The 15,531-nt window shown below is 72.2% G+C and carries 17 protein-coding genes; 4 read left to right on the forward strand and 13 right to left on the reverse strand.

The window, feature by feature from the left end; all coding sequences use genetic code 11:
• From AB0J39_RS17965 to AB0J39_RS17990, 6 genes are all read right to left on the reverse strand, one after another.
• Window positions 1-825, reverse strand: an 825-nt coding sequence (locus tag AB0J39_RS17965) for an ADP-ribosylglycohydrolase family protein (protein WP_363465772.1), incomplete at its 3' end; no start/stop codon positions are given.
• A 6-nt stretch (window positions 826-831) separates the two neighbouring features.
• The gene (locus AB0J39_RS17970; protein WP_363465774.1) at window positions 832-1,890 is read right to left on the reverse strand and encodes an ADP-ribosylglycohydrolase family protein; all 1,059 of its coding nucleotides are present in this window, start codon (window positions 1,888-1,890) and stop codon (window positions 832-834) included.
• Window positions 1,887-3,197 carry a sugar ABC transporter substrate-binding protein gene (locus tag AB0J39_RS17975; RefSeq protein ID WP_363465775.1) on the reverse strand — a complete coding sequence of 437 codons (1,311 nt, stop codon included), beginning with the start codon at window positions 3,195-3,197 and terminating at the stop codon, window positions 1,887-1,889. Before AB0J39_RS17975 ends, AB0J39_RS17970 begins: the two co-directional genes overlap by 4 nt.
• A 31-nt stretch (window positions 3,198-3,228) precedes the next feature.
• Complete coding sequence (locus AB0J39_RS17980) at window positions 3,229-4,059, reverse strand: carbohydrate ABC transporter permease (RefSeq protein WP_363465777.1); 831 nt, start codon at window positions 4,057-4,059, stop codon at window positions 3,229-3,231.
• A 1-nt stretch (window position 4,060) separates the two neighbouring features.
• Window positions 4,061-4,978, reverse strand: a complete 918-nt coding sequence (locus AB0J39_RS17985) for a sugar ABC transporter permease (protein WP_363465779.1) — start codon at window positions 4,976-4,978, stop codon at window positions 4,061-4,063.
• Window positions 4,975-6,024: a LacI family DNA-binding transcriptional regulator gene (locus tag AB0J39_RS17990; protein ID WP_363465782.1), complete on the reverse strand. Its 1,050-nt coding sequence runs from the start codon at window positions 6,022-6,024 to the stop codon at window positions 4,975-4,977. The genes AB0J39_RS17985 and AB0J39_RS17990 overlap by 4 nt, the downstream gene beginning before the upstream one ends.
• Before the next feature lie 213 nt (window positions 6,025-6,237).
• Here AB0J39_RS17990 and AB0J39_RS17995 point away from each other — a divergent pair, with 213 nt between their 5' ends.
• Together AB0J39_RS17995 and AB0J39_RS18000 are read left to right on the forward strand one after the other, a co-directional pair.
• Window positions 6,238-7,113, forward strand: coding sequence for a hypothetical protein (locus tag AB0J39_RS17995; protein ID WP_363465784.1), 876 nt, complete (start codon window positions 6,238-6,240; stop codon window positions 7,111-7,113).
• A 280-nt stretch (window positions 7,114-7,393) separates the two neighbouring features.
• Complete coding sequence (locus AB0J39_RS18000; RefSeq protein WP_363465787.1) at window positions 7,394-8,164, forward strand: SDR family NAD(P)-dependent oxidoreductase; 771 nt, start codon at window positions 7,394-7,396, stop codon at window positions 8,162-8,164.
• A 141-nt stretch (window positions 8,165-8,305) separates the two neighbouring features.
• Here the strand turns inward: AB0J39_RS18000 and AB0J39_RS18005 are convergent, their stop codons facing one another.
• From AB0J39_RS18005 to AB0J39_RS18020, 4 genes are all read right to left on the reverse strand, one after another.
• Window positions 8,306-8,827, reverse strand: a complete 522-nt coding sequence (locus AB0J39_RS18005) for a GyrI-like domain-containing protein (protein WP_363465790.1) — start codon at window positions 8,825-8,827, stop codon at window positions 8,306-8,308.
• Window positions 8,828-9,162: 335 nt separating this feature from the next.
• Window positions 9,163-9,525 carry a DUF2203 domain-containing protein gene (locus tag AB0J39_RS18010; RefSeq protein WP_363465792.1) on the reverse strand — a complete coding sequence of 121 codons (363 nt, stop codon included), beginning with the start codon at window positions 9,523-9,525 and terminating at the stop codon, window positions 9,163-9,165.
• A gap of 34 nt (window positions 9,526-9,559) precedes the next feature.
• Window positions 9,560-9,931, reverse strand: a complete 372-nt coding sequence (locus AB0J39_RS18015; RefSeq protein WP_363465795.1) for a VOC family protein — start codon at window positions 9,929-9,931, stop codon at window positions 9,560-9,562.
• 10 nt (window positions 9,932-9,941) lie between these two features.
• On the reverse strand, window positions 9,942-10,829 hold the full coding sequence (locus AB0J39_RS18020) for a helix-turn-helix transcriptional regulator (RefSeq protein WP_363465797.1): 888 nt from the start codon (window positions 10,827-10,829) through the stop codon (window positions 9,942-9,944).
• Between the two features lie 102 nt (window positions 10,830-10,931).
• On the opposite strand from AB0J39_RS18020, the gene AB0J39_RS18025 reads away from it, so the two are divergent.
• A complete protein-coding gene (locus AB0J39_RS18025) occupies window positions 10,932-12,329 on the forward strand; it encodes an MFS transporter (RefSeq protein WP_363465799.1) in 1,398 nt (465 codons plus the stop codon).
• Window positions 12,330-12,344: 15 nt separating this feature from the next.
• Here the strand turns inward: AB0J39_RS18025 and gdhA are convergent, their stop codons facing one another.
• The 3 genes from gdhA to AB0J39_RS18040 form a co-directional block, all read right to left on the reverse strand.
• On the reverse strand, window positions 12,345-13,688 hold the full coding sequence (gene gdhA, locus AB0J39_RS18030) for an NADP-specific glutamate dehydrogenase (protein WP_363465801.1): 1,344 nt from the start codon (window positions 13,686-13,688) through the stop codon (window positions 12,345-12,347).
• A 69-nt stretch (window positions 13,689-13,757) separates the two neighbouring features.
• Window positions 13,758-14,690 (reverse strand): GNAT family N-acetyltransferase, encoded by a 933-nt coding sequence (locus tag AB0J39_RS18035; protein ID WP_363465803.1) that lies wholly within the window; start codon window positions 14,688-14,690, stop codon window positions 13,758-13,760.
• A gap of 17 nt (window positions 14,691-14,707) precedes the next feature.
• Window positions 14,708-15,004, reverse strand: a complete 297-nt coding sequence (locus AB0J39_RS18040) for a hypothetical protein (protein WP_363465805.1) — start codon at window positions 15,002-15,004, stop codon at window positions 14,708-14,710.
• Window positions 15,005-15,097: 93 nt separating this feature from the next.
• Here AB0J39_RS18040 and AB0J39_RS18045 point away from each other — a divergent pair, with 93 nt between their 5' ends.
• Window positions 15,098-15,406 (forward strand): spore germination protein GerW family protein, encoded by a 309-nt coding sequence (locus AB0J39_RS18045; protein ID WP_363465807.1) that lies wholly within the window; start codon window positions 15,098-15,100, stop codon window positions 15,404-15,406.
• Window positions 15,407-15,531: the final 125 nt, after the last annotated feature.

Genomic DNA, 15,531 nt, shown 5'->3' on the forward strand with positions numbered 1-15,531 from the left:
GGCCGCCGACGAGACGCCCGCGCCGAACGCCTCCGGCGTCCCTCCGGCGGCGGAGACGGCGGCGTCCGCGAGGGCCAGCGCGATCGGCACCGTCTGCGCGGCGGCGACGCCGTAGCTGTAGACGTGGTCGAGCACGGCGGCGTCCAGGGCGGGGACGGCGGCGAAGGGCGAACCCGCCGCCCGCGCCGCCGCGAGCGCCTCGCGCGCCGCGTGCCCGATGGCCGTGCCGGCCGGCAGCGCGCCGAGCGCCTCCTCCACCGCCTCGGCCATCGCGGCGCCCCGCGTCAGCGCGGCGACGGCCCTGGCCGTCGCCACCGCCCCGAGCACGCCGTCCTCCGCGTTCGTGACGCGCGCGTCCTCCACCGGGTCCAGGCCCGCGGCGCCGAAGGCGACGGCCCGCACGGCCGCCGCGTCGTCGAAGTGGTGGGGGTTGTCGTGCCCGCTGGCGGGCGGGCTCTTGCCGGCCGCCAGGTTGTCGAGCGCGGCCCACACCGAGACGCGCGCCCGGACGTCGCCGCGGCCCGCGAGGCGGCCGAACGCCTCCGTTCTGTCCTCCCCGATGGTCAGGGCCGTCCAGGCCAGCCACTCGGCGTCGTCGGACGGGCCGAGTGCCAGCGGCGCCACCGGCTGGTTCAGCGCGAACGGCACCGGCAGCGTGGTGACCTGGTGCTCCTCGGCGAACGCGTCGAGCTCCCGGTGCAGCCGCCTGCTCCAACCGGCCAGCAGCGCCGACCGGTGCCGGGCCGCGGGCCAGCCGGCCGCGTCGCCGGCGGCGAGGCCGGCGAAGGCCCCCCGCACCCGGTCGAGCCTCTCCCCCGATGCCATCTCGTCCTACATTCCTTTCACGAGCTCGTCGGCCACGTCGCGGATGTCCCGTCCGGCGACCACGGGCAGGCAGCGCCCGGCCACCGGGCCGATCCGCGCCGCCCAGCGCTCCGGCACCGCCGCCTCGCCGCGGCCCGCCCCCGCGAGGGCCCCGGCGACGGCGGCGGTGGTGTCGGCGTCCCTGCCGAGGTTGGCCGCGGTGACGACCGACGCCTCCACCTCCCCGCCGCCCGCCACGTAGGCGGCGAACGCGAGGGCGACCGCCTCGGGCGCCAGGTCCGTCCACGGGTAGTGCGCCATCACGACGGCGTCGTGCAGAGCACGCCCAAAGGAATCGTGCGAAGCACGCCCGAAGGAGTCATGCGAAGCACGCCCGAAGGAGTCATGCGAAGCACGCCCCGAGGAACCGTGCGGGGCGCGTCCCAGGAGGGGACGGGGCGTGCGGGCGGCGACGTCGAGCGCGGCCCGGAGGTTGCGGGCCGTCCAGGAGTCCTCCGGCACCGCCCGCAGGGCCGCTCCGGCCACCTCGCCCGGCGGGGCCCCGGTCATCGCCACCGCGACCGCCGCGGCCACCGCCCGGCCGCCGAGTATCCCCTCGCCGGTGTGGCTCACCCGCCCGTCGGCCTCCGCCAGCCGCGCCGCCTCGTCCGGATCGCCCGCCGCGAAGATCCCGTACGGCGCCGCCCGCATGGCCAGCCCGTCCGACCAGCCGTGGGCGTGCCACCGGCCGGTCAGCGGCGGCTCCAGGCCGCGCCGCAGGGCCTCGACGGTGCCGAGCTCGGAGAACCCGGCGCCGCGCATCGGCCCGTCGAGCCGCGCCACGATCTCCTCGCGCCAGGCCCGCGCCACGTCCTCGGAGGTGAGCCCGTGACCGTGGCGCAGGAGCACGGTGGCGGCGAAGATCGTGTATTCGGTGTCGTCGGTGCCGCCGCCCTCGATGTCCGTGAGCACGCCCCACCGGGCGGCGATCTCCTCCGGCCCGAGGTTCTCCGCGGGGGCGCCCAGGGCGTCGCCGGCGGCGAGGCCGAGCAGGCAGCCCCGGGCGCGGTCGCGGACGGAGATCATCGGCTGTACCGCTCCAGCACCTTGTTCCCCTCCTCGACGAGCCGCGTGGCGAGCTCGTCCAGGCTGATCTTGTCGGCGAAGTACTCCTGCATCGCCGGCGTGGCCACCTTGCTCTTCCACTCGTCGTACCCGTTCACCTTGAGGAACGGCGCGACGACGAGGTCCTTCGCCGAGGCGGTGGCGACGTCCCAGCCGTTCTCCTCCGTCGTGAGCGCGGGGTCCTTCGCCGCGGTCGTGCTGGTGGGCAGCAGCCAGTCACCCTTGGCCAGTTTCGCCTGGTTCGGGCCGTTGAGGAAGTAAGCGATGAACTTCAGCGCCTCGTCGGGGTGCTCGCTGTCGGCGGCCACCGACAGCGTCTGGGACACCGCGCCCTGCTGCGAGGTGACGCCCTTCAGCGGCGGCAGCGTGACCCACTCGAACCCGCTCGGCGCCTGCTCGGCGACCTGCTGGCGCAGGTACACCCCGGCGGGGAGGATCGCGTACTTCCCGGCGAAGAAACCGGGCAGCGGGTCGGCGGTGCCCATGCCGAGCGCGGACGGGTCGGCCGACTTGTCCGTGTAGAGCTGGTCGTGGATGCGCTGGAGCACCTCCCGCTCCTGCGGCCCGGCCTTCACCGTCGTCTTGCCGTCCCGGGTGTCGAAGAAGGTGCCGCCGAAGTTCAGCGCCAGGTTCAGCACCTTGTTGACCGGCGACTTCATCGGCCAGGCCACGCCGTACGCGCCCTTCTTGGTGAGTTTCTTCGCCACGTCGGCGAACTCGTCCCACGTCCACGGCGCGTCCGGGGTGGGCACGCGCACACCGGCGCCGTCGAGCAGCTTCTTGTTGGCGATGAGCACCTGCGACTCCTGCAGGAACGGCACGCCGTACACGCCCTGGCCGCTCTTGCCGTCGGAGAAGGTGACGGTGTCCCACGCGGCCTGCGGGATGTCGTTCTTCAGCTCGTCGGGGACCTTGCCGGTGAGGTCCAGCAGGAAGCCCCGCGAGGCGAAGCTCGACAGCGCCGGGGAGTCGTCGTGGATGACGTCCGGCGGGTCGCCGGCCTCGAACGAGGTCACGAGCTGGTCGTTGACGTTGTCCCAGCTCCCCTGGACGTACTCGACCTGGATCTTCGGGTTGGCCGTGTTCCACTCGGCGACGATCTGCTTGTTCGCCTCGATCGACTCCTTCTGCCAGGCCAGGCTGAGGAAGCGCAGCTTCACCGGCTGCCCGTCCTGCCCGGACCCGGCGTCGCCGCCGCCTCCGCCGCTTCCGCATCCGGCGGCGAGCGCGACGGCCGCCACGGCCAGCACGGCACTCAATCTCTTCATTGAGACCTCCAATCGATGGTCGCCATGCGGGTCAGCCCTTGACGGCGCCGGCCATCAGGCCGGAGCGCAGGCGCCGCTGAATGATCGCGAAGAAGACGAGGCTCGGCACGGTCGCGAGCAGCGACGCCGCCGCCAGCGGGCCGAGCCGGGCGACCCCCTCCGGGCCGACGAAGCGCACCAGCGTCAGCGGAAGGGTCTCCACCTCGGGATCCTTGAGGATCACGAGGGCGAACAGGAACTCGTTCCAGGACGAGATGAAGCCGAACAGCAGCGTCGCGACCACGCCGGGCGCGAGCAGCGGGGCGACGACGGCGGCCAGCGCGCGCAGCCGCCCCGCGCCGTCCACGGCCGCCGCCTCCTCCAGCTCGCGCGGCACCGCCCGCACGTACCCGCGCAGCATCCACAGCGCGAACGGCAAGACGAACGTGACGTGCACGACCGTGAGCCCGGCGAGCGTGTTCACCAGTTCCAGCCGCCGCAGCACCATGAACAGCGGAATGATGACCAGGACGACCGGGAAGACCTGGCTGACCAGCACCCACCCGATCGCGATCCGCCCGGCCGCGCCCCGGTAGCGGGCCAGCGCGTACGCCGCGGGCAGCGCGAGCGCCACCGTGATCAGGGCGGTGGCGACCGCGACGACGAGGCTGCGCAGGGCGGCGCCGACCAGGTCCTGCTCGCCGAAGGCGTCGGCGAAGTTCGCCAGGGTCGGCCGGCGCGGGATCCACGTGGGATCGAGGGCGGCCATCTCCTGCGGCGTCTTCAGGGCCGTGGACAGCAGCCACAGCAGCGGGAACGCCAGGAACACGACGTATCCCAGCAGGGCGAGATATCTCAGCGCGCGGGTCAGGTCAGTGCGCATCTCAGGCCGCCTCCCGCGCCTGCCGCCACAGATAGAGGCCCAGCACGGCCAGCACGACGATCGTGATCGCCACGCCGAGCGTCGCGGCGTAGCCGAAGAAGCCGTACCGGAACGCCTCCTCGTACGCGAACAGCATGGGCAGCCTCGTCCGCCCGCCGGGCCCGCCCTGGGTGAGCACGTAGACCAGGCTGAACTGGTTGATGTTCCACACGAAGTCGAGCGAGGTGATGGCCACGATCACCGGCCGCAGCTGCGGCAGCGTGACGTTCCAGAAGCGCCGCCAGGCGCCCGCGCCGTCCACGCTGACCGCCTCGTACAGCTCTTTGGGCACGTTCTGCAGGCCGGCGAGCAGCACGACCGTGGTCTGCGGCATGCCGGTCCAGACCCCGACCACGATCACGGCGGGCAGCGCGAGGGAGAAGTCGTGCAGCCAGTCGACGCGCGTGCCGAACAGGCCGTTGAGCAGGCCCGCGTCCGGGTGGTACACCAGCCGCCACATCAGGCCGATCACCACCGGCGGCATGGCCCACGGCACGACCGCCAGCACCCGGGCGACGCCGCGCAGACGCAGGTCCTGGTTGAGCAGCAGCGCGAGCCCCAGTGAGGCGAGGAACTGCAGCACGGTCACCGACAGGCCCCAGACCAGGCCGATGCGGAACGACTCCCAGAAGTCGCCGTCCGACAGCAGCTCGGCGAAGTTCTCCAGGCCGACGAACGAGGTCTCGGTGTTGCGGCCGGACCGCGCGTCGGTGAAGGCCAGCAGGATGCCGTAGACCAGCGGGCCCACGCTGAACACCAGCACCGGCACCAGCGCGGGCAGCATCAGCGCCAGCGCCCCCCGGGATCGCCGGCCGCCCTGTGAGCCGCGTTGGGACCCGCCCCGAGCTTCGCCGTGCGGCCGCCCGGCGAGCGCGGTCACCGGCCGTCCCCGGCGGTGCCGGGCGGACCGGGAACAGCGGTCGAGCCGCGGATGGTGAGACTCGGCCGCACGACCGTCACCCGCGGCTCGCGGGGGCCGTTCTGCAGCCGGTCGAGCAGCAGCGTGGCCGCCGCCCTGCCGCGCTCGGCCGAGCCGAGCGAGACGCTGGTCAGCGTCGGCCAGGTCACCGAGGCGAGGTCGGTGTCGTCCATCCCGACCACCGCCACGTCGCCGGGGACGTCCCGGCCGTGCTCGCGCAGCACGTCCAAGGCGCCGAGCGCGATGAGGTCGTTGGCGCACATCAGCGCGTCCAGGCCGGGCGCGCGCGCCAGCAGCGCCCGCGCGGCGCGGGCGCCGCTGTCGCGGTAGAAGTCGCCCACCTCGACCAGGTCCTCGTCGTACGGCAGGTCCAGCGCCTCCAGGGCCTCCCGGTAGGCGGCGGCGCGGGCGGCGCCGGGGACGGTGTCGAGCGGGCCGTTGAGGAAGCCGACGCGCCGCCTGCCGATGGCGTACAGGTGGTCGAGCGCGAGCCGGACGCCCGTCCTGGAGTCGGTCCGCACGTTGTCGACCGGCGCGCCCTCCGGCATGCCTTCCGGTAACGCGCCGATGACGACGACGGGGGCGCGCGCGGCGACGATGGCCCGCACGTGCTCCTCGGTCACGCCCCGCAGCGGGCTGATGATGAGGCCGTCCACGTAGCGCTCGCGCAGCCCGCGCAGCACGCCGAGCTCGTCCTCGGCGTCGCCGTCGGTGGAGTGGATGAGGAGCCGGTAGCCGGCCTCCTTCAGCACCGGCTGGATCTCGCGCACCATCGCCACGTAGACCGGGTTGCCGATGTCGGCCATCGCGAAGGCGACCTGGTCGGTGCGGCGGTTGCGGAGCGAGCGGGCGACCGAGTTGGGCACGTAGCCGAGCTCGTCGGCCGCGCGCATGACGCGCCGCACGGTGTCCTCACGCGTCGGAAGCCCGTTGAGCACCCGGGACACCGAGGCGATCGACACACCGGCGCGTTGCGCGATCGTGGTGATCGTGGGACCCTCGGTCACCGGCCACCTCACTTGGAAGAGAGTGTCCTGTAATCGTTTACCAGCCAGTAACGTGAGCCATCGGTAAACGTTTACGGCTGGATGAGTCCATATCAAACCCGCCCCCGCGGGGAGCGTCAAGTAACGAAGATGTAAACCGCCTAGATCACCAAGACGCAACAAGCCGCGCGTTGGTTCTGCTCTTCGGCTAGATTCGCCCTAGAATCCGCCGATGTGAACGAAGGTCACGAGGACCCCCCGAAGCTCCCCATCAGGGAGCGCTCTCCTCGGCCCGGGACTGGCCGCCACCGCCGGCCGCTCCCCGCCGACCTGCCGCCCGACGCGCCCGCCCTGGTCCTCGCGGTGCCGGGCAGGGCCGGTGACCCGGTGGGCCCGAACGGGGACGTGGCCATGGAGGTCGCCTCCATCGTCAGGATCGACAACCCGCAGATCGACCTTCGCATCGTCTCGCTGGCCGACGGCGGCGGCGACCTCACCAAGGAGTTCGCCTCCATCGCCGCGCAGCGGCCCTCCGACGGACCGGCCGCGGTCGTCGTCCCGCTCGTCACCGGGCCTCATCCGCGCGTGCTGCGCGCCGTCCGGGAGGCCGTGACGCAGAGCGAGGCCGCGGTGAAGATCACCGATCCGCTCGGCCCGCACCCGCTGCTGGCCGAGGCCCTGCACGTGCGCCTGGCCGAGGCGGGCCTGGCCCGCGCCGACCGGATGCGCCTGTTCAACGTCTCCTCCCCCGTCGACGGGATCATCGTCGCGACCGCCGGGGGCGACGAGGCCGCCCGCGGGGCCGACGCGACGGCCGTCCTGCTGGCCGCCCGCCTGACGCTCCCGGTCGTCCCCGCCGCGCTGGACGGCCAGCCGAGCGTGCGCGACGCCGCCGAGCGCCTGCGCAACATCGGCGCCAACCGGCTGGCCATGGTGCCGTACGTCATCGGGCCCGAGGCCGACCCTGACCGGATCACGACGGCCGCCGAGTCGATCGGCGCCGGGTGCGCCGAGCCGCTCGGCGCGCACGAGTCGGTGGCCCGCATGGTGTGTGTCCGGTACGGCGCCGCCTTCGGCGAGATCGAGGGCTTCGACGACCTGTCCGACTGAAGGTCGTGTCCGGCATGCCAAGCCCTGCCGCGTGTGCGGGGCGATTCACCGACGACAAAATCGCCGTTTCGACCATAGTGAATTCGGCGCGGCGGTCTTAACGGTTACCCCAAAAAAAGTAAGAGCCTTCCCGGCGAGAAAGGAATTGCTTCCCGGGGGTCGACCGAAGAAGACCACTTCATGCATATCCGAAGCCCTCGGCTACGCACAAACTGTGGGGGATGCCTGAGACGGCGCACAGCCGTGAAACGTGCCATCGACCTGCTCCGGAAGGTAGTTCATGGACATTCGCGGCAAGACAGTCCTCGTCGCCGGTGGCACCTCAGGGCTCGGGGCGGGAGTCGCACGACATTTCTCCGCTCGGGGCGCGAACGTCGTCATCGTCGGCCGGCGCGGCGCGCTCGCCGCCCAGATCGCCGGCGACCTCGGCGAGAACGCCCTCGGGCTCGGCGCCGACATAGGCGATGCCGAAGCGGTCGCCGCCGTAGTGGCCGCCACCCTGGACAGGTTCGGAACGATCGACATAAACGTCAACACCGCCGGCATCCTCGCGCCCGTCATCCTCGTCACCGACACGGGACGGCCCAGCGACACGACCGTGCTGACCCGGCTCGTGAGCACGAACCTCATCGGCACCTTCACCGTCATGAGCCACGCGGCGGCCGTGATGCTGGGCAACGCGCCCGACGAGGACGGCGAGCGGGGAGTCATCATCAACACCTCCTCCGTCGCCGCCCACGAAGGAACCATCGGATTGGTGGGATACGCCGCGACGAAGGCCGCCGTCGAGGGCATGACCCTGCCCGCCGCCCGCGAGTTCGCCGGGCGGGGAATACGCGTCAACACCATCGTCCCCGGCGGCTTCGACACCCCCATGGTCGACGACTACGCCGACGAGGAGACCAAGGCGGAGGGGATCAAACAGTTCCTCAATCCTCGCCGGCTCGGGACTCCGGACGAATTCGCGGCGTTCGCCGCTCACATCGTCGAGAACAGATATTTCAACGCAGCCAATCCCAGGCTCGACGCGGGTTATCGCATGCCACCGTGACGACGTCGCATCGTGAACTCGAAGTGGGCGACGCGTCGGCCGCACAGCACCGCGCCCCGCACCCGCGACGCCCTCTCCCTGAGCGTGCGGGCTTGCGACCGGCGGCGGGACGTCCTCCCGCTCGACGGGGCCGACCGCCGATCAGCCGGCGGCACGCGCCACCGGCTGCCTGAGCATCGTCTTGGGCTGAGGATCGGTGAAATCGGTCAGGTAGATCTCATGGTGCAGCCCGTTGCGCAGCAGACCGTGCTCGGACATGAAGGCCTCCAGCACGTCGAGCGACGCCTTCTCCTCGCTGTAGGGCCCCTCGTGGAGCAACTCGACACACTCGCCCTCCGTGAAGGTGACTACCTGGACGCGATCGACGGCCGCGCCGGACGCACGTGCCCGCTCGCGTGCCGCCTCGACCACCCCCGATTCGGGTACGTCGGGCAGCGGCAACAGCAGATGCCATCGCCACTGATCGCGTGGCACCTCCAGCGGCGGCCTGGAGACATCCTCCACCCACCAGCGACCCTCCAGCGGCCCTGCGGGGCCGCCCATGGCGGAGGCCACAGCGTGGAGGGCGCCGATGGCCGAGACATGCTCGGCACCGCCGGGTTCGCCCATGCCTGTGACGTTGAGGCAGGTGACGGGGCCGTAGTGGACCAATTGCGGTGTCATGGCTCCTCCAGAGTGGGACGTCGAGCGAGCGCGGCAGCCCGGCCGACAGCGCCTCGCGCACCTGCCCGCGCCGGTAGTGACACCGATATCCGGTGTGCTCGTCCACGTACCCGGACACCGGCAGGCCGAGCTCGGCGTAGTGCCGCCGCTGTCCGATGCTCGATCGAGCCTGGCGAACCGCCCGATCGGCGGCGGTTCCTCGTTCACGCCCCAGCATGAGGTCTCCCAGTGTGGGAGAGTCCAGCCGTTTCTCCCTCTCCGTACCGGCCCGCATCCGCTCTCGTCCGCCGCGGACGGACCAGGCAGTCAGGGCAGTGGCGGCGGCGGCCGCGAGATCACGACAGCGGGCGACGGCCGGGGAAACCGAGGTCACTGCGGTGATACCAGCCCAGTGCGGTCTCCCCCTCCAGCCAGCACAGCCGTACCGACACGCCGCCGAGCACGGCGGGGAAGTCGACGAGCAGCGGGGCGACGCCCTTGATCTCGATCTCCTCGGCGTCGAACCAGCTCAGGATCTCGTCCATCCGCGCTTCCAGGCCCTTGGCCTCCGGCAGGCCGCCGAGGGGTGAGGCGCCCGCGTTCCGCAGGTCGTGGGTGAGCTCGGCCAGGTCGGCGCGTACGGCGACGAACTCCCGGGCGTGCTGGAGCACCACCGGCATCAGCGATTCGGCCTCGTCGACCGTGAAGATCCTCGCCACTCTCCGGACGCTACCGCATCGGCCCCCGCGAGGCTCACAGGCGGCGGCGCAGCAGGCAGAACTCGTTGCCCTCCGGGTCGGCCAGCACGTGCCAGTCCTCCTCACCGGTCTGGCCCACGTCGGCAGGCGCGGCGCCGAGCTTCAGCAGGCGCTCCAGCTCGGCCTCCTGGTCACGGTCGGTGGGGTTGACGTCGATATGCAGGCGCAGCTTGTCCCGCTTGGGCTCGGGCACCGACTGGAAGATGAGCGTCGGCTGGAGACCGCCGAAACCGATGCCCGGCGGGCCGATCTCCACCCAGTCGTCCTTGCGCTCGATCACCTCGAAACCCAGCACCTCGCTCCAGAAGGCGGCGAGCCGCTCGGGGTCGTGGCAGTCGACGACGAGTTCACTGATACGACAGGCCATGACCGCGCCATTACCCGCGGACGGGGTCGCCATGCACCGGGCAGTGGGCGGCCTCCGGGTGGGCCAGCAGCCATTCGATGCGGCCGCGGCTCTCGTCGTCCGTCGGCGTGTAGACCACGATGCGGGTCTCCGGCGGCGCCGCCAGCGTCAAGCTGGTGGACGTCATCCTGATCAGCCCCACCGAGGAGTGCTGGAACAGCTTCATCCGCGCCCCCGGCCTGGCCACGTCGTGCGTCGCCCACATCCGGGCGAAGTCGGGGCTTGCCGCCGACAGCCGGGTGACGAAGTTCGTCCACACCGGCTCCCCCACGTGCCTGCCGAAGGCCGCCCGCAGGGTGGCGACCATCTGGGGCAGCTCCTCCTCCTTGTTCACCAGCGGGCAGCAGCAGCCCGGCATCGTGAACACCCGCCACAGGACGTTGCGTTCGAGCCTGGGCCGGCCGACCACGGACGCGAAGATCGTGCCGTACGCGGCGTTCCAGGCGAGCAGGTCGTAGCGGCCGTTGTAGACGCACGCGGGCAGCGGATCCAGCCGGTGCAGGATCGTGTGCACCTCGGCGTCGAGCCCGTCCCCGGAGTCGCCGGGACCGGCGACCTCCGGCAGATCGGCCAGCCGGTAGAGGTGCTCCCGCTCGGCCGCGTCCAGCCGCAGCGTGCGGGCGATCGCGTCCAGCACCTGCACCGACGCGTTGATGGGACGGCCCTGCTCCAGCCAGGTGTACCAGGTCACGCCCACGCCGGCGAGCTGGGCGACCTCCTCCCGCCGCAGCCCCGGCGTACGGCGGCGCAGCCCGGGCGGCAGCCCGACGTCCTCGGGCCGGATCCGCTCGCGCCTGCTGCGCAGGAAGGCGGCGAGCTCCTCACGCCTGGTGTGCCTGGTGCGGGTCCCCGTCGTCACCTCTCCATCCTGGCGGGTGCGCCTGCGCGTTGCCAGGTGGTGTCGCTACCAGTATCCGCAGGCTCTCGGCACCGGTATCGCGGCGGCCGCATCGTTGCCGCCATGACCACTGTCACCACCCGCGCGCCGGTCGCGCGGCGTACCTCGCCGGCCCTGCTGCTCACCGTCATCCTGGCGGGGCAGTTCATGGCCGTCCTCGACGCCACCATCGTCAACGTCGCCGCGCCCACGATGCGCGCCGATCTCGGGGCCACCGGCTCCGGGCTGCAACTCGTCGTCTCCGGCTACACCGTGGCGTACGCGATCCTGCTGATCACCGGGGCGCGCCTCGGGGGGCTGCTCGGCTACCGGCGGCTGTTCCTCACCGGGCTCGTGGTGTTCACGGCCGCGTCGCTGATGTGCGGGCTCGCCCCCTCGATCGGCGTGCTGATCGCCTTCCGGCTGGTGCAGGGCGCGGGAGCCGCCCTGATGGTGCCCCAGGTGCTCAGCCTGATCCAGATCACCTTCGACGGCGCGGCCCGCGGACGCGCGCTCGGCGTCTACGCCACGGTCATCTCGGTCGGCGCGGTCGTCGGGCAGGTGCTCGGCGGGCTGCTGGTGACCGCCGACCTGTTCGGCACGACCTGGCGGCCGGTCTTCCTGGTCAACGTGCCTGTCGGCCTCGCGCTGCTGGCCGCCGGCGCCCGTACGCTGCCCGCCGCCCACGTGCGGCGCGAGCAGCGGCTCGACGTGCCCGGCCTGGTCACGTTGTCGCTGTCCGTCTGCCTGCTGGTCGTGCCGCTCGTGCTCGGCCACGAGGAGAAGTGGCCGCTGTGGGGGTGGATCTCCATGGGATCGGCGGTGCTCGCGTTCTGCGCGTTCCTGCTCGTGGAGCGGCGGGCGGCCCATCCGCTCGTTCCCGGCCGCCTGCTGCGCGCCCCCGGGATGGCCGCCGCCGCGTCGGGCGTCTTCCTCGTCATGGCGGCGTACGGCGGCTGGCTGTTCGCCATGGCCCTCCACCTGCAGGGCGGCCTCGGCGACAGCGCCCTGCGGGCGGGCTGCCTGTTCATCCCCGCGGCCGCCGCTTTCGGGCTCACCAGCCTGAACTGGAAGCGGCTGCCGGCCCGCCTGCACCGGCCGATGATCGTCACATCCGCCGTCGTCACCGCCGCGGGCGAGCTCGCCCTGGCGGCGGCGCTGGCCGGCGGCGGCCACGGCGAACCGCTGCTGGAGATCGCTTTCGCGGCCATCGGGGCCGGCATGGCGGGCACGTTCAGCCCGCTCATGGCGGTGGCGCTGGCCCGGGTCGCGCCCGCCGACGCGGCCGACGCCAGCGGCCTGCTGGCGATGATGCTCCAGCTCGGTCAGGTGGTCGGCGTGGCCGTCTTCGGCACGCTGTTCCTCGGCCTCACCCCGTCCGCGCACGCCGCCGCGGTGACGTCGCTGGCGCTCGCCGCGGTCTCGCTGGCCGCGGGCGGGTGCGCGCTGCCTCTGCTGCGCACCCGCAGGGGCGGCCGATGAGCGTTACGTGGGCGCTCAGACGAGGCCGAGGGCGAGCATGGCGTCCGCCACCCGCCGGAAGCCGTCGATGTTGGCGCCGGCCACGTAGTCGCCCGGCATGCCGTACGCGTCGGCGGTCTCCAGGCAGCGGGCGTGGATGTCGCTCATGATCTCCTGGAGCCGCCGCTCGGAGAACTCGAACGTCCACGAGTCGCGGCTGGCGTTCTGCTGCATCTCCAGGGCGCTGGTGGCCACGCCGCCCGCGTTGGCGGCCTTGCCGGGGCCGAAGGCCACCCCGGCCTCGCGGAACATTCGGATGCCCTCGGGCATGGTGGGCATGTTGGCGCCCTCGCCGACCGCGACGCACCCGCCCCGCACCAGCGCCTCGGCGTCCTTGCCGGTGATCTCGTTCTGTGTCGCCGACGGCAGCGCCACCTCGCAGGGCACCTCCCACACGCTGCGCCCGGCGACGTACGCCGCCCCGGAGCCCCGGCGCTCGGCGTACGCGCTGAGGCGGCGTCGCTCGACCTCCTTGATCTGCTTGAGGAGGTCGAGGTCGATGCCCTTCTCGTCCACCACGTAGCCGGAGGAGTCGGAGCAGGCCACGACGACGCCGCCCAGCTCGTTCACCTTCTCGATGGCGTAGATGGCGACGTTGCCCGAGCCCGAGACGACCGTCCGCTTGCCGTCGAACGACGTGCCCCGCGCCTTGAGCATCTCCTCCACGAAGAACGCGCAGCCGTAGCCGGTGGCCTCGGTGCGGACCTGGGCGCCGCCGTAGGCCAGCCCCTTGCCGGTGATCACGCCGGACTCGTACCGGTTGGTGATGCGCTTGTACTGGCCGAACAGGTAGCCGATCTCCCGGCCGCCGACGCCGATGTCTCCCGCGGGCACGTCGGTGTACTCGCCGATGTGCCGGTACAGCTCGGTCATGAAGCTCTGGCAGAAGCGCATGATCTCCCGGTCGGAGCGGCCCTTCGGGTCGAAGTCCGCGCCGCCCTTGCCCGCGCCGATCGGCAGGCCGGTCAGGCTGTTCTTGAAGATCTGCTCGACGGCAAGGAACTTGATGATGCCGAGGTAGACCGAGGGGTGGAAGCGCAGCCCGCCCTTGTACGGCCCGAGCGCGCTGTTGAACTCGACCCGGAAACCACGGTTGATGTGCACCTCGCCCTGGTCGTCCTCCCAGGGCACCCGGAAGATGATCTGCCGTTCCGGCTCGAAGATCCGCTCGATGATCTTCTGCTCCGCGTACTCGGGGTGCTTGCCCAGGACGGGGCCGATGCTCTCCAGCACCTCGCGTACGGCCTGGTGGAACTCCGTCTCACCCGCATTGCGGCGCAGGACGTTGTCGTAGACCGCCTCGAGCCTCTCGTGCAGCATCAACTCTCCTTGCTGTCTGTTTTCTCCCTATCTCACAGTAGAGGCATCCGGGTTGTGAGCAACGCGGTCTCAAGATCCGGGACGGACGAGGGCCCGCCAGACGTCGATGACGAGCACGGGGCGCATGCCGACCGACCGGTACAGGCCGAGCGCCGGAGTCGTGTTGTTGCTGTCCACGTGCAGGATCGTGCCCACCCGCCCGCGCCGCTCGTCGGCCTCGAAGGCCCGCGTGAGCAGCAGCCGGCCGAGGCCGCGCCCGCGAAAGGCGGGCCGCACCGCGAGCGTGCGGACGTAGCCGCAGTTCTCGTCGGGCACGAAGTGGTTGGTGCCGAGCAGCATGGCCGCGGGCTCGCCGTGGACGCGGGCCAGCAGCAGTTGCGTCCAGTCGTTCGCGCTGGACGCCTCCATCTCCTCGGCCCAGTCCTCGAACGTCCTCGGCACGAACCCGAAGTGCTCGGCGAAACCCTCCTGCAGGACGGCGTGCGCCGCGCGCAGCACCTCCTCGCCCTCGGGCGAGCCCGCCTCGACCGTGACCCCGGGCAGGAAGGCGGGCCGCACGCCGGCGTGGTCGGTCCGCATGCGGTGGAAGCTGGTCGCGGGCGCGAAGCCGCGTTCCTTGGCGGCCTCGCGCATGACCGAGTCCTGCTCGTAGACGCTGACGTCCACCACCGCGTGGTCGTGCCCGGCCTCTCGGGCGAGGTCGCCGGCGCGGCCGAGCGCCAGATCCCACAGCAGCGCGGCCGCGCCGGGCTCCCGCGCCTGCACGTCGATGTCCACGTTGTCGCTGTCACCCTTGCGCCTGGCATAGCCCCAGCCGACGAGCCGCCCGCCCGAACGGACCACCCAGCTGTCGCGCTCCAGGTCCAGCTCTCCAAGGGTGTCGGCGACGTCGTCGAGCGTCCAGTCGGGCTTGCCGGTCACTTCGATGTCGTGCTCGGCGACCACCTCGTGAATCGCCGCCGCGTCGGCGGGCGCCGGCCGCCGGATGTCGTAGTCGTTCATGCCACTGTTTGTACGCATCACGACTTGTGGGCGGCTTGCCGAGGAGTTGGCGGCGTCTCCGCGCCCGCTCCAAGTGACGCGCCTGCTCCAGTGACGCGCCCGCTGCAGGTGATCTGGGGCGGCTCTTGCCGGGGGACGGCGGCGGGTTCGAACAGCACGCGGGCCCGCACCTGCCGGAACCCGCACCGCGCCAGGTCCGCCGACGCCGCCGCCCGCTGCGCGTCCACGTCGGCGATCACCTCCGTGGCACCGCCGGCGGCCGGCACCCTGACCGCGTCGGCCAGGAGGCCGCCCCGGGCGGCCCCGTCGAGCACGCCGAGACAGGCGATGAGGGGATGACACGCGTCCCCGGCCGTGGTGGAGGCTCGGCTGAGCGTACTTCGCGCAGAGCCTGAAGAATCGGCCGCATGGAACAACTACTAAGGAAGCTGACCGGCCAGCGTGTCTTCGGCGAGCCGTACGAGAAGGACGGCGTGACGTTCATCCCCGTGGTGGCGGTGCGCGCGGGGGGCGGCTTCGGCCGCAGCCCGGAGAAGGGCGGCGAGGCCCGCGGAGGAGGCGGCGGCGTCGTCAACAGGCCGGTCGGGATGTTCGTCCTCAAGGACGACGACGTGCAGTGGCGACCGGCCTTGGACCTCAACCGGGTCATCCTGGGCGGCCAGATCCTCGCGGGCCTCGCCCTTGTCGTGTACGCAGTGACCCGCCACGCCCGCTGACCCGCCACGCCCGCTGACCCGCCACGCCCGCTGACCCGCCACGCCCGCTGACCCGCCGCCGGGCGGCCGGCTGGCCGCGGGGCCGTGAAAGTTTCCCGCGCCGGACCCGGCCGGCGGATGTACGC

It is taken from the genome of Microbispora sp. NPDC049633, from assembly GCF_040675265.1.
Taxonomy (GTDB): domain Bacteria; phylum Actinomycetota; class Actinomycetes; order Streptosporangiales; family Streptosporangiaceae; genus Microbispora; species Microbispora maris.